Annotated in this window: 12 protein-coding genes and 2 pseudogenes; 5 read left to right on the top strand and 9 right to left on the bottom strand. The window is 60.9% G+C overall.

The genetic code is table 11. The features are described from left to right. From P0D89_RS46635 to P0D89_RS46645, 3 genes are all read right to left on the bottom strand, one after another. On the bottom strand, positions 1-305 hold a 305-nt coding region (locus P0D89_RS46635), incomplete at its 3' end, for an ABC transporter substrate-binding protein (RefSeq protein ID WP_408378814.1). 755 nt (positions 306-1,060) lie between these two features. Continuing rightward, a complete protein-coding gene (locus P0D89_RS46640) occupies positions 1,061-2,491 on the bottom strand; it encodes an amidase (protein ID WP_408378812.1) in 1,431 nt (476 codons plus the stop codon). Beyond that, on the bottom strand, positions 2,488-2,676 hold the full coding sequence (locus tag P0D89_RS46645; RefSeq protein WP_408368182.1) for a hypothetical protein: 189 nt from the start codon (positions 2,674-2,676) through the stop codon (positions 2,488-2,490). Before P0D89_RS46645 ends, P0D89_RS46640 begins: the two co-directional genes overlap by 4 nt. A 240-nt stretch (positions 2,677-2,916) precedes the next feature. Between P0D89_RS46645 and P0D89_RS46650 the strand changes: the two genes are divergently transcribed. The 4 genes and pseudogenes from P0D89_RS46650 to P0D89_RS46665 form a co-directional block, all read left to right on the top strand. Further along, positions 2,917-3,849 carry a LysR family transcriptional regulator gene (locus P0D89_RS46650; protein WP_408368184.1) on the top strand — a complete coding sequence of 311 codons (933 nt, stop codon included), beginning with the start codon at positions 2,917-2,919 and terminating at the stop codon, positions 3,847-3,849. A 121-nt stretch (positions 3,850-3,970) separates the two neighbouring features. Continuing rightward, positions 3,971-4,531 (top strand): annotated as a pseudogene (locus tag P0D89_RS46655) (CoA transferase). Positions 4,532-4,704: 173 nt separating this feature from the next. After that, a complete protein-coding gene (locus P0D89_RS46660; protein WP_408368186.1) occupies positions 4,705-5,949 on the top strand; it encodes a methylaspartate ammonia-lyase in 1,245 nt (414 codons plus the stop codon). 108 nt (positions 5,950-6,057) lie between these two features. Further along, a pseudogene (locus P0D89_RS46665) lies at positions 6,058-7,411 on the top strand (pyrrolo-quinoline quinone); the annotation flags it as partial. 720 nt (positions 7,412-8,131) lie between these two features. Here the strand turns inward: P0D89_RS46665 and P0D89_RS46670 are convergent. From P0D89_RS46670 to P0D89_RS46680, 3 genes are all read right to left on the bottom strand, one after another. Beyond that, the gene (locus P0D89_RS46670; RefSeq protein ID WP_408368188.1) at positions 8,132-8,824 is read right to left on the bottom strand and encodes an alpha/beta hydrolase family protein; all 693 of its coding nucleotides are present in this window, start codon (positions 8,822-8,824) and stop codon (positions 8,132-8,134) included. Between the two features lie 454 nt (positions 8,825-9,278). Beyond that, a complete protein-coding gene (locus tag P0D89_RS46675) occupies positions 9,279-9,770 on the bottom strand; it encodes a low affinity iron permease family protein (RefSeq protein WP_149670123.1) in 492 nt (163 codons plus the stop codon). Then, positions 9,767-10,255, bottom strand: coding sequence for a hypothetical protein (locus P0D89_RS46680; protein ID WP_246217028.1), 489 nt, complete (start codon positions 10,253-10,255; stop codon positions 9,767-9,769). The genes P0D89_RS46675 and P0D89_RS46680 overlap by 4 nt, the downstream gene beginning before the upstream one ends. Between P0D89_RS46680 and P0D89_RS46685 the strand changes: the two genes are divergently transcribed. After that, entirely contained in the window at positions 10,224-10,313 is a 90-nt protein-coding gene (locus tag P0D89_RS46685) for a tail fiber assembly protein (protein ID WP_408368196.1), read from the top strand. The genes P0D89_RS46680 and P0D89_RS46685 overlap by 32 nt on opposite strands. Before the next feature lie 97 nt (positions 10,314-10,410). Here P0D89_RS46685 and P0D89_RS46690 read toward each other — a convergent pair whose 3' ends face one another. The 3 genes from P0D89_RS46690 to P0D89_RS46700 all read right to left on the bottom strand — a co-directional run. Continuing rightward, the gene (locus P0D89_RS46690; RefSeq protein WP_408368198.1) at positions 10,411-11,676 is read right to left on the bottom strand and encodes an ABC transporter substrate-binding protein; all 1,266 of its coding nucleotides are present in this window, start codon (positions 11,674-11,676) and stop codon (positions 10,411-10,413) included. 1,357 nt (positions 11,677-13,033) lie between these two features. Beyond that, on the bottom strand, positions 13,034-13,363 hold the full coding sequence (locus P0D89_RS46695) for a hypothetical protein (protein WP_408368190.1): 330 nt from the start codon (positions 13,361-13,363) through the stop codon (positions 13,034-13,036). A 7-nt stretch (positions 13,364-13,370) separates the two neighbouring features. Further along, the coding region (locus P0D89_RS46700) for a tyrosine-type recombinase/integrase (RefSeq protein ID WP_408368192.1) at positions 13,371-13,662 on the bottom strand (292 nt) is incomplete at its 5' end.

Consider the following 13,662-nt stretch of genomic DNA (forward strand, 5'->3'; position numbering starts at 1 on the left):
ACTTTATCGTCCACCAACTTCTGGGCGGCTTCCGTGGCTTGGCGCGGGTCGGCCGCATCGTCTTGTCCATCGAGCTCCAGCGTGATCTTCTGGCCGCCGATCGTCAGGCCTTTCTGATTGATCTCTTCAATCGCGAGACGCGCGCCGTTTTCGCTGTCCTTGCCCAAGTGGGCTGTGCCCCCAGTCAGCGGCGCGATGTGCCCGATTTTGACGATCTCATCCGCAAATGCGGCATTTGCGGCATTTGCGCCGAGAATGATCAAACCACTTCTGAGACTTAACGACAGTGCGTGGCGAAACTTCATAGACATACAAGTCTCCAGCGTAGGAGTGGACATCAATAGAAAAGGGTACCGGCATCGACGATGCCGGGTCAGGGAAGCAAGAACCGGGCCATTCGTCACCCCTAGGAGACGTTTCCGACTCAGCATCGGGATGTCATTTGACCTCACGCCAACTGGCTCCATTCGATGGGGCCCGGCCGCCCGTGATCCATGGGCGGACCGAGTTGAATTGCAAATCGAATAGACACGGGGCGGGCAAGCCCCGACGTGGTACATGCGTACGGGAGCACACCGGCGGTGCGAAGCCGCTTGATGTGGTGCGTATATTTCGGGTTTCAGTGCTTCGGCGGCTGAAGCACTCGATACGGGAACTACAGGCCGCGATCGACACATAGCGGCGCTATGTACCGCCACCAGCGAGCAAGGTCTACCAATGAGTTGTCTATCACGATGCGGGTCACACGTTGATCCTGTGTTAGCAGCAGCATGATTTCCGTGCAGCCCCGTGATAACCGCTTCGACGCCACTTGGCGCGCGGTGGCAGTGTTTGATATCACCCCTTTGAGCGTGGACAAAAAAAACCGACAACATGCAACCGCTGAGGTTAGGTCCAGGTAGTGCGGGTCCGCGCGTGCGGGCAGCCGCTATTCGCCGGGATCCGGACATTCGGAGAAACTGTCTGAAGGGAAGGAGCGGGGTCGGTCGGATACGGTCGATCGTCCTTTGGATTGAGCGCGAACGGACATTGAGTCTGAAGGCGATGGACGCGCGAGTCGTCAGGTGGTGAATGTGGCGAGGCCACCGTCCTGGCGCTCCGACGGCGGCATGGTTGCATGCCAACTTGTTACGCGTTGATACGCCTGCCCCAGTCTCAGCAATATATCTTCAGCGAAAGGCCGCCCCGCGAGTTGCATGCCAATCGGCATCCCTCCAGTTGAAAACCCACAAGGTACGGATAGTGCCGGCAACCCGAGATAGTTGAACGGGCGCGTCAAACGCGTCAGTTGAGCCATCAATGCGTCCATTTCCGGCCCAGCACCGACGTCAGTTGCATCGATTTCCGGCGTTTCTATCGCGACACATGGCGCATGGAGAACGTCGACCTGCGAAAATACCGCATCGACGAACTCGCGTACGGCGATGGCCCGGTAGCGCAACGCATCGATGTATTGAACAGCGGGCACGCAGAAGCCGCGTTCTATGCGTGATCGCACCTGCTCTGAATAATCGCCAGCCTGCTCGCGCAGCCAGTTGCCGTGAAGCGCCGCCGCCTCGGACGCGTTGATGAGTGTGCCCGCTGCGTTGATCGCGCGGAGCTCCGGCATCTGCACAGGTATGATCGAACAGCCGAGCTCCGCGAACGTTTTCAGGCTCTCGGCCAGCGGCCCGGTGATATCCGCGTCGATCTGATCGTCGAAATACCCGATCGGCACGCCGATTCGCAAGCCGCTTATCGACTCGTTCAGCCGCGGCGCGCAAGGTTGCCACGGCAAACCGTCGGGGCCGTTTCCGGCAATCACGTCGAGCAGCAACGCGCAGTCTTCGGCGGTGCGGGCGAGCGGGCCAATCGTGTCCATCGTGTAAGAGAGCGGCATTGCGCCGGCCCTGCTCACGAGTTCGGCGGTCGTCTTGAGTCCCGTAACGCCGCACAACGACGCCGGCAAGCGCACCGAACCGCCCGTGTCGGAGCCGAGCGCTCCGAAGGTGGCGCGCGCGGCCACCGCAGCGCCCGATCCGCTCGATGAGCCGCCCGTAATGCGCGCCGTATCCCACGGGTTGCGACAATGTCCGTGAATCCAGTTGTGCCCGGTCGGACCCATCGCGAACTCGGCCATGTTCAACACCCCGAACTGGATCGCACCGGCATTGTCGAGGCGCTGCAACACGTCGGCCGTACGTTGCGCCGGCTCATTCGCTGCGACCCGGGCGCCGCGCGACGACGACGCACCGGCGCGGTAGAACATGTCCTTGTGCGCGAGCGGAATACCGTGCAACGGGGTGCGCACAAGCCCGGCGTGCCGCTCGTTGTCGGCCCGGACAGCGTGAGCGCGAGCGCTGTCTGCATCGATCCGCAGGAAGGCGTTGAGTGTCGGCCCGACCCGGTGAGCCTGCCGGAGAACCGCATCCAGCAGCTCGACGCTGGACGTGTCGCCCGCGGCGAGTGCCGCGCTGGCCTGCGAGAGCGTCATCCTATGGAGTTCAGTCATCGCGCGGCCACCTGCAAGGCAGTCGTAAATTCCGCGGGATCCGATTCGAACGGCATCGTCGCGAACGCGCTCGCGGCGTCGCGCAATTGGCCGTCCAGCACTTGTGCGACGCGGGCGAGTGGCGTCAACGGGGTGAGGGCGGCGGCGTCAAAGGCCGTGCGCACGTAGGGTTCATCGATCGGCATTTGTGGGCTCATTCAAAAAGGGGGGAAACACCTGTCAGCGAGTATTCGCGACCCAAATAACACCCGGAATCAGGAAATGCCGATGACCGGTTCGCTTTATCCGCTAGCGGCGTGCGCATCGCCATGGCCGGCAAAGGTCGGATCAATTCATTGAGCGGACAACGGACCTTGCGACACTTATATTGCCGATTTATACCTCTTTCCGGACAGATCGCTGCACCATCAGACACAGGGACCCGAATGGATTTGAGGCAGTTACGGTATTTCGTCGCAATCGTCGATGCCGGCAGCATGGCGCGGGCCGCTGAACGCATTTTCGTCGCGCAGACGTCGCTTTCCGAGCATATCAAAGCCCTCGAGCGAACGCTCGGGACCACCCTGCTTGAAAGGCACCCGCGGGGCGTGCGGCCGACACGCGCCGGCCGCGTGCTCTACGAGCATGCCAACGCAATTCTAAAAATGCAGCAGGTGATTGTCGAAGAAGTGAAGTCGTGCGGGGACGAAGTTCAGGGCACGGTTTCCGTCGGCATGCCGAATACCGTCTCGGAGATTCTCGCGGCGCCGCTGCTTGAAGCGGTTTTGACGCATTTACCGGGCGTGCGGCTATGTCTCGTGCAGGGTTTTTCCGGAACCCTCGAGCGCTCGCTGCTGGACGGCAAGCTCGATATCTCATTGCTATTTATAACGGCGCCTCAGGCAGCCGAACGGCTCGCGGTCACGCATCTGCTCGACGAAGCGATGTTCGTGGTGATGTCCAATGCGCGCGCGTCACGGCGCGAGGCCGTGCGGGTTGCCGAACTGGAACATGAACCGCTCTTCTGCCCTCATGCCGAACACGGACTGACCAAAGTGATCATGGCTTACGCCAGACATCATGGGGCAACGTTGCGGATCGGTGCAGAGGTCGATTCCTTGCCCGCCATGATCGGGGCCGCTACCCGCGAGCTGGGCTATGCCGTGCTGCCCGGCGGCGTCTTTCACGCTTCGGAGCTGCCGCCCGACGTCGCGCTGTTGCCGTTCGATCCTCCCCTTGATCGACCGTTGTCGCTGTGCAAGCCGAGGCTGCGGCCGGCGGGTTCGGCGGTGCTCGCGGTCGAAGCGACGCTGCTCGACGTGGTCGGCGAACTGGTGGCCTCAGGCCAGTGGAAAGGTGCGAGGCCGGCTCCGCTGTAGAGCGGTTCGTCGCGCACGGCAGCGCGCACTCGCCGCTCTCGCAAATCCCGATCTGTCCTTCGTCAATTCCTTCTTCTGTCACAAATGAGCCTGCGTCTATTGTTGCCGGCAAGCGGGAGTCATGGTCGCGCTTGAAGGAATCACAGCGGTCTCGCTGGAACATGCAATCGCCGCCCCGTTGGCAGGCCGGCATCTGGCCGATCAGGGCGCGCGCGTCGTCAAGGTGGAGCGGCCGGACGGCGGTGACTTCGCGGGTCACTAGGATCGCCGCGCCCGGGGCGAAGCGTCCCATTCCGGACGGGTCAACCGGTCGAAGGAAAGCCTGTGCCTTGACCTGAAAAGCGAACAGGGCAAGCACGCACTCACTCGCTTAATCGAACGGGCGGACGTATTTTTTGCAGGATCTGGGACCGGGTGTTTGCGCGTCGCTCTATCCGCTTTACTACCCGCTGGATGGGTAGACGCCTTCTACACGCACAGGCGCGGCGCATTCGACCATCTTCACCTACGGTCCCTAAAGCACGGCCGACAACAAAAGCGTAATGCTTGCGGTGGAAAACGATCGCGAATGGCAAACGTCCAGCATGCAGGTATTGCTGGACCCGAAGCTTGCCGACAATCGGCAATACGCGACGAACGCGCAGCGCAATGCAACCCGTGCTACCTTGCAGCCGCGAATTGAGATACGTTCGCGCAACTGAAAACGCGCGTCGCGTGGGCACGGCCGATTATTGCGTTTGCGCAGTATTCCGCCATGCAGGGCAAATGGTCGATGCACCCGTGATACGGATGGCCGAGAACGTACTGCTTCCGGCAAACCGGCTGGATCCGTTTTAACCGTACATAAAGGAAGACATGATTACCGACATTCTCACCGCACCGACGCTAGGTGCCTACTATTACGACGACCAGCGCGCGATCCGCGCGGGCGCGCAGCAGGACGGCTTTGAGTACGTCGGCGAACCGCTCACACCGGGTTTTGCGCGAATCCGTGTGCCGGCCCGGGCGCTCGGCGTCGGTCTCGTCCTCAATGACGGCTACGTCGCTTGGGGAGACATGATGACGGTGCAGTACTCGGCGGCAGGAGGCCGCGAACCGGTTTTCGCTCGCGCCCATGCGCAGGCGCTGGTGGACGGGCCGTTGAAGCCGCGCTTACTGGCGCTCGATTTCAGCAATGTCCGCGACGATGTTGTGCGCCTGTTCGCGCCCTTACCCGATGGCTCAAGCGTGCCATGCTCGGTGCAGTATGGGGTCAGCCAGGCATTGCTCGGCGCCTACGCCCACCGGCGCGGCGTGACGATTGCCGAGGTGCTTGCGAATGCCTACGGGCTGCCGCTCATTGCCGAAGCGGTTCCCATCTACGCGCAGAGCGGCGACGAACGCCACATGAACGTACAGAAGATGGTCATGAAGCGCGTAGGTGTGCTCCCTCATGGCCTGATTAACACCCCCGCGAAATTCGGGTCCGGCGGCTGCCTGTTCGCCGACTACGCGAAGTGGGTCGCCGCTCAGGTCGCCGCCGTAGACGATCCGGGCTATCGACCGACACTGCACTTCGATCTGTACGGAAACGCCGGTATCGAGTTTCATCGCGACCCATTAAAGATTGCCGAGTACATTGCGCGCGTCGCTGATTCCGTGGCGCCTTATCAACTGCATATTGAATCGCCTGCCGACTACGGCAGCACCGATAACCAGATCGACGGCTTTTTGCAGATCCGGCACCACCTGAATGCGTTGGGATGTAACGCGAAGATCGTCGCTGACGAATGGTGCGACACGCTGGCCGACGTCGAACGTTTCTGCACGAGCGGCGCAGCCCACATCGTGCAGATCAAGATGCCCGATGTCGGGAGCGTGACACATTCGTTCGAAGCCGTACTGCTGTGCAAGGCTCATGGCGTAGGCGCCTATCTGGGCGGCAGTTGCGTCGAGACGGACCTGTCGGCACGCATCTCGGTTCATGCGGCGGTCGCCGCGCGAGCCGACATGCAGCTCGCGAAGCCCGGAATGGGCGTGGACGAGGCGCTGACCATTGTCGGCAATGAGCAGGCTCGCCTGCTCGCACAGTTGCGGGTTAGCAACGCACGCCGTGGATGACAGGCTGCGCATGTATCGTAGCGAAAACAGTTTGGAGAATGCCAGATCCTCGGTATGCATCCACCCTTCCTCATCGGTCGCTTCCGCCGTTTTCTCCGGATCGTAAATTACGCCAGCACTGTATCGATCCGTGGCGCGGCGCATAACGTGGTGTATGTCGTGCCGAGCACGCCAGCTCGTATGCGTTCGACGCGGACACCGACGCGCAGCTTTGGCAGCGCTCATTGCTCGGCTACGGAGAAACGACGAGCGTCGAAAGGAACTGCAGCAAGATCACGCCGCAAATGGACATCACGTCCACGCCGGTGATCGACCGGACCGCCGGCACGAACGGCGTGATGTACACGGTCGCGATCAGCAAGGATACAAGTGGCGCGGTCCATCAGCGCCTAAACGCGATCGATCTTGCGACGGGAACCGAGGTCCTCGGCGACCAGACCGAGATCGCCGCAACCTATCCCGGCACGGGCGCCACAGCAGCAACGGCGTCACCGCGTTCGACCCCGAGGAATACGCCGAGCGCAAGGCGCTGACGCTCGTCGACGGCAAAGTGTATCTCGCATGGACATCGCACTGCGACCAGAGCATCTATGGCGGCTGGGAGATGGCCTACAGCGCGGATACGCTGGCGCAGACGAGCGCGGTGAACCTGACGCCGAACGGCAGCGAGCGCTCGGTGTGGATGAGCGGCACGGGCATGGCGGCGGACGGCGCAGCGCTCTACCTGCTCGACGCCATCGGCACCTTCGATACCGCCCTGCACGCCGGGGGCTTTCCGGTGAACGACGATTATGGCAATAGCTTCCTCAAGCTCTCGATCTCACCGGAGCTCGCGGGAGCGGACTATTTCGCGCCGTTCGACACCGTGTCTCAATTGGCGAACGACTCAGATCTCGAGTCGGGTGGCGCGCTGGTGCTGCCCGATTTGATCGATGGAAGCGGCACCGCCGGTGTATCTTGCACTCGGGGCCGGCAAGGACTCGAAGATCTATGTGGTTAACCGCGACGCAATGGGCAAGTTCAATACGGCTGCCAACCTGATCTGGCAGGAGATTGATGGCCAACTGTCGGGCGGCGTCTTCAGCATGCCGGCGTACTACGGCAGCGTCGTGATTTCGGTGCTGTTGGCGATCACTTGAAGGCGTTCCCGGAGGCTTCGGTGCGTCTCGCGACAACGCCTGCATCGCGCAGCCCGGGCACGTTCGCGTACCCGGGCGCGACGCCGAGCGTGTCCGGCAATGGCGCGGCCAATGCGATCGTGTGGACGGCCGAAAATGGCGCCGTGGGTGCGCTGCATGCCTTCAACGCCGCCAAGCTCGGCCAGGAACTGTACAACAGCAATCAGTCCGGTACGCGGGACACGTTTGGCCTAGGCAACGAATTCATGACGCCAATGATCGCGCACGGACGCGTCTACGTTGGCACGACCAATGGAGTGGCGGTGTTCGGGCTGCTCAAGTGAGCATTCATCTTCCCGACCAGGCAGACGCGCCTACCCGCGCCGTGCCCTCTCGAGCCCTGCGACTACCGCCGCGGTAAGGTCACCTGCCCGCGCGAGATGCGCCTCGTCGTCGACTATAAACCAGAGCCGCGCATAACCCCGCACATGACCGTTTGCCAGCTCGCCGACCGCGCTGGCGTCAAATGCGACGTGAGTCATTTAACCCGCTTAGGGGTGAAACTGCTACCACCGGCGCAGACGTCACCATTAGCTACTCCTCGGTTCCGGCGTTCGGTGCATAGGGCGAGTCGATGCGGATCTACCGTGACTGAGGGGTTGGCTTCCGAATGACCGCTGTTGAGAAGCCCGACCGTCTCTTGTGGGTCGATTTCGGGCGACCGCGTCGGGCAGTGACCGGCCAATGCGCGTCGTTCGACGCTCCGCCAGTCTGGCTCCGCCCGCACCCCTAAGCGGTCACTCACGGATCGACACCGACGCCGGAGGCCTGTCGGCCAAATCAAAGCAGATGCCCTACGCGATTTCCGGGGCGGATCACCGCAAGTGGATCTGACAAATTTACTCACTCGGCACTGGGAACACGTCGCTGACGCGACAGGTGTCGCTTATCGTGGCTATGCCAGCGAACAACTCCGGATAGCAAAGGGATTGAGCGGGCGAGTGCAGCACGGCGAATTCGCCGGCTCGCCGTCCCGACTTTGCTACAAGCATTCCTGCGCTTGCTCAGGTAACGGGCACGAACTCTCCTTCGGCGAAGAACCACGCCGACATCGTCCGTGCCAGTTCGAGCACAACCTCCGCGTCGGTCCGGCCGGAGGACGCGCGCACGTGGAACGAATGATCTGCGTCGTCCACCACATGCAGCATGGCGCGTGACCCCAGCGTCCCGACGACCGACCTCAGCAGGTGAAGATCGGCCAGCTTGTCGCGCGTGCCCTGCAGGAAGAGAATCGGCACCGTGACGTCCGCCAGGTGCCGTGCCCGCTCCACGCCGGGCGCGCCCGCCGGGTGCAGCGGGAACGCGACGAAAGCGAGGCCACGCACGCCGTCCAGCGGGGAGATGGCTTGGGCCTGGGACGGCATGCGGCCGCCGAACGACCTACCGCCCGCGAAGAGCGGCAGGGCAGGCAACCGCCGGCGGGCCTCTGCGACGGCTGCCTGCACGGCAGCATGTGCCACGGCCGGCGAGTCCACCCGCTTGGAGCCCCGCTCCATGTACGGAAACTGGTAGCGCAATGTGGCGACATTTGCCGCCGCAAGCGCGTCGGCCAATGACGACATGCCGGCGTGCTGCATGCCCGCCCCGGCACCGTGCGCGAAGACATACAGGGCTCGCGCGTCCTCCGGCGCTCGGAGGAGCGCAGAGACCTTGGTGCCGTCGGGGAGTGCCAGTGAAAGCGATTCTGGGTCGTCCATCGTATTCAGGTCGTGTCGTTGTGGCCTTTGGGCCGATTCTGCATCAATGAGGCATCGGGGAGCGTTTGGGGCGGCCTCCGGCAGGGCATTGCGAAAGCGGAGTTTGCCGGCCGATCCACGGAGCGCGCGCCCATCGTGAACGGCGCCGCAGTCGCGATGTGCCGGTTGACGACCGCAAGCCCGATCTGTGGGCCGCAAGGTGATCCGCGCTTTGAGACATCTGCGTAATAGCACGCCTGCATCATTGTCAGCGAGCTGTTACGACACTGCAATCAGCGTCAAAGGAAGTTCTCGAAGGGCAGTTCATTTATCTGGCCCTCAGGAAGAGCATGTCCGGCTGCAGAAAGTTCTGGGTTCGGCCACTTTCGGTCATTCGCTTGCCGCCTAGAAAAGCGCCGGCCAAGATGTTGACGCTCATCGAGCGGATGCGCGCCGCAGTCGGACAGCGCGTTTGCTAGCCGCGTAGCGGCGCGGTCCCCGGCTTGCCATCGCGATTCTCATCGCCTTGCCGGTCGTCATCATTGTCATCGTGGTTGTCGACGAACGGCGAATCGGTGTCGCTGCCGCCTGCACGCAGCGCGGTCCGCGCTTCTTCCGCCAGTTTTTCGTAGTGTTTTCGGAAACGGCTCAGGTCTTTTTCCTCGAGTTCTTCGAGATCGAGCAGCGCGTTATGCGCACCTTCCATTGCGCGGATCAGCTCGTCGAGCTTGATCTGCATCGCCGCCGTGTCGCGGTTCTGCGTGTTCTGGATCAGGAAGACCATCAGGAACGTGACGATCGTGGTCGACGTGTTGATCACGAGTTGCCATGTGTCGCTGTAGTGAAAGAACGGGCCGGTGGTCGCCCACACGATCACAAGGGCGACGGCCATCACAAAGGTGGCGGGCCTACCGGTCATCGTGGAAAGGTAGCTCGCGAATTTCGAAAACCACTTGCTGCTCATCATGATCTCCGGTAGTCGGGTCCCCGCCTATGCGCGGCGCGGTAAAGGTGATCGATCAACGACCGCAGGGTATCACCCTGATGTTCCTTGAACAAAGCCACAAAATCATTGGGCGAAGCCTTCAAGAGTGCGGCTTGCAACCTGTCGTCCCAGCGGCCCTCCTCAAGAAGCAATGTCGCCGCGACCTCCAAGTCGAGCGGACCTTCTTCCTTTGTCACCATTTCCGCAAAACGCTCCCTGAGCGTTTCGTCATCGATATCCTTGTTCCATGGGGAATCGTCGATCCTGAAGAGGTCGGCGCGGCCCGCATTGAGCTCCACGTACTTCTCGATTGCTGCATCGGCATTTGCGCTAAAACCGAGTTCGCGAAGCAGCTTTACCGTGCCGTTCAGACTCAAAGGCGACGCGCGCACGAATTCGGATGCATGGAAGGTATATCGGCAGGCATTGCGCGACGTGCCGCAACAGGCGGGCTTTCCGATGAACATCGAATGGCCTGATCTTCCCGGCGACACAGACGCTCAGGACACTCTCTGTATCCTTTGAAGGCAACTGCGTGACGTCTCGATGATGCAATGACCACGCGTCTCGTCTCGCACAAAACGCGTGGCCTGAATTATGGCGGTAGGTGAAGCATTCCAGACTACTTTTGGTAGCCCGCCTGGCGCACGGCGCGATCTGCTGTCGCCTGACCAGCCTGCAGTGCCTGGTCAACGCTTAGCTGACCTGCGAGGGCACCAGCTATCTGTTGCCCTATGATCGCCCCAAACGACTGGAATTCCGGAATTCCTACGTATTGGATACCGGTGTACGGCACCTTTTCCAACGTTGCATCGTTTGGATTGGCGGTCTGGATTGCATTCAGCACAAACTCGCTGAACGGGGCAGCCTGTTTGTATTCAGGTCGTGCGTAGGTCGACGACCGCGTGCCCGGCGGCAGTGAAGCCCAACCAAGGTCATTGCCGACCATGGTGATGTATTCTTTGGAAGTCGCCCATACAATGAATTGCTTGGCAGCATCCTGCGATTTCGAAGATTTTGGAACTGCGAGCGACCACGACCAGAGCCAGTGCGAACCCTTCGGTGTGATCTGAGTCGGAGCTGCCGCGAAGCCCACTTTGTCTGCCACGGCAGATTCCCTCTGGTTATAAAGGATACCAGCGGCGGCAGTCGCGTCTACCCATATTGCACACTTACCGCTCATCATGAGCGTCAGATTCTCATTGAAGCCGTTTGAACTGGCGCCTTCCGGGCCGTCCTTCTTCAATAAATCCACGTAGAACGTGATGGCGCGTTTCCATTCCGGAGAATCAATTTGCGCGTTCCACTTCTCATCAAAATATCGTCCACCGTACGTGTTCACCAAGGTGGAGACAATGGTCATGTTCTCGCCCCAACCGGCCTTGCCACGCAGACAGATACCGTAGACTCCTTGGGCCCTGTCAGTAAGTTTGTCGGCAAACTCACTGATCTGACTGTATGTAGGATGACTTGGCATCGTCAAACCCTTGGCAGCGAACAGATCCTTCCGGTAGAAGGTCATCGAGCTTTCGGCATTGAACGGCAAGGCGAATAGCGTTCCATCGGAAGACAGTCCGTCGCGAACCGTTTCGAGCACGTCATTGAGATCGTAGCTTGCGGGTAGCCCTGTCATTGGAACCAGCCATCCGCGCTTGCCCCAGAGCGGAACTTCATATGTCCCGATGGCTAATACGTCGAATTGCCCACCGTTCGTCATGATATCAGTCGTCAATCGCTGTCTAAGCACATTTTCCTCAAGAATGACCCACTTCAACTGGATATCAGGGTTCGCCTCCTCGAACGCCAAGGAGAGCTTTTTCATTTCGACAAGACCGATGTTATTTGGCACGGCGATCGTTACGGTGGTTGCGTAGGCCAAATTGCCCATGGCGAACCCAAGTGCCGCAACAACAGGCACGGCAAGACGGCGCCACAAGGTATCGCGGTGCGACGCAACTGCATTAGACAGATGAATCATTTGCGTCTCCTAGACATCGTTGGTCGCGTGGCCGAGCGCGTCGCGGTCGGCCGAGATCGCCCCCTTACAGCCGTTCGCGCGATAGCGACGACCGCCCGTTTTCAGGTCAATATGAGCCCGTTCTCAGAACTCGTATCGATGCGCCGACCTCTCCCAATCGAGTTCCACCCGGAACGGAACGTCGAGGTTCTCGATAGCGGGGGTTCGAACTCTTGCTTTTCGACCTATCGAGACCGGCCACGGGCCCAGTGCTTCACACGTTATCGATTCGAGCCGAACCGCCCAAAGGCAGAACGCATCGGTACGTAACGGGCGCCGCGCTATGTTCCGAAGATGTACAGACTCGCCAACCCGAATTCTTCTAGCAGTGATTTACCGGCCGGGAGCATACCGAAACGCAAGACCTCCACCTCGCCACTTTAATGTTAGGTGCGATCGCCAAGTGATAGCTATCGGTGACGACTCGCACCGCGAGGCGATCCACTTCGGGCACTGGGTTGTTCAGTGGTTCCGCGCGCGCAGACTTTATATTCCCAAGCGTACCGGCGAGGAGAGAACTGAACATCGCCGGCCCACATGTACACAAAATATCGCGCCGAGAAACCCGCGACTCCTCAGAATCTGGGACACGGCTGCCTCCTGTCGGAACCAAAGCGTACGGTTGTTTGTTCGGCGCCATCGCTCTGCGCCGACCCTACGCCCGTTGGCGGCCTTTGCATGACCGTCGCCGGACTCCGATGGAGAACATGAAAGCGGCTTCCCTACACGAGTGGTCCAACAATACTAGCGTGTTGGCACTCAGGTGATTGCTGCACCGTGACAACTAGCGCAGGTCCATTCAGCTGGATGGTACGTTCCAGCCTCGACATCGCCGATGCTGCGGCGCACAGGCGAGATGCCGCTCGTCCCGCTAAATAGTTACGTGGTAGACATTCAGCATGCACATCGACGTTCGCTGCAATGGCGGCTTTGGGGAAACTTGAGTGACGGCTGTGGGTCGCCTGCGGCCAATCGCGCAACGCTAGCGCAATGCCAGATCGCTCCTCTAATAATTCCTTGATGTTCGCCTCCCGTAAAGCCTCACCCTGGAGGTCCGTGTCGATTACAAAGATGCAACTAACTGTCCGGCGCCTCTACATCTTTGTCAACCGCAAACCCCGTCTCCAGTGGGGGAGGCAGAATCTACCCCACCGGTTGTCCAGGCGGAATGGATCTGCTGCACGCGCCTGTTCTCCGTTCTGTAAAATTGAAGACAGGCAACAGAAAGTCAAAGGTTCGCAGCTGAATTCAGGAGGTGGAAATCATGGACGTTATCGACCTGCTGCCAGATTTCGCGGCGGACCGACACGCAATTTCGTTTCGCCTCACCGGGCATCGCAGCGAGGTCGCCTGTGCGATTACGCGAGAGGCGCTCGAAGCGCAGTTCTGGCTGCCCTAAGGCACTGACCAGGTCCGCATGCTCAAGGCGTTCGCGGACGGACGGTGCCGCATTATCATAGTCGCCGAAAGAAAAGTCCGCCTGCGTCCCGGTGAACCCGTCAGGCTCACGGCCGACGATTTCCCGGTCAGGCGCCAGGGCCGGGCTGCCATCGGTCACCGGTCGGTCACCAGTCAATACGGTGTTTCCCGTCGGTCTCGCGGTGTCGGCGATCGTCGTCGACGTGAAGATACTGACTGGTCGTCGTCAGTGACGCATGCCCGAGGTTATCGCGCACGAGTCGGAGATCGACCTGCTGGTCCGCCATGTGGGACCCTGCGCTGTGACGCAGCCAGTGTGCCGATGCCTGCTCGAGGCGGTCTGCGCGCGGCGCATGGTCTTCACCACGCGCACGCAAGGATTGCGCCGCGCCATTAAAGACATCCTTCACGATCCGATGCAACGCTGCGCGCGTGAGC

Source organism: Paraburkholderia sp. RL18-085-BIA-A, from assembly GCF_046027075.1.
GTDB lineage: Bacteria > Pseudomonadota > Gammaproteobacteria > Burkholderiales > Burkholderiaceae > Paraburkholderia.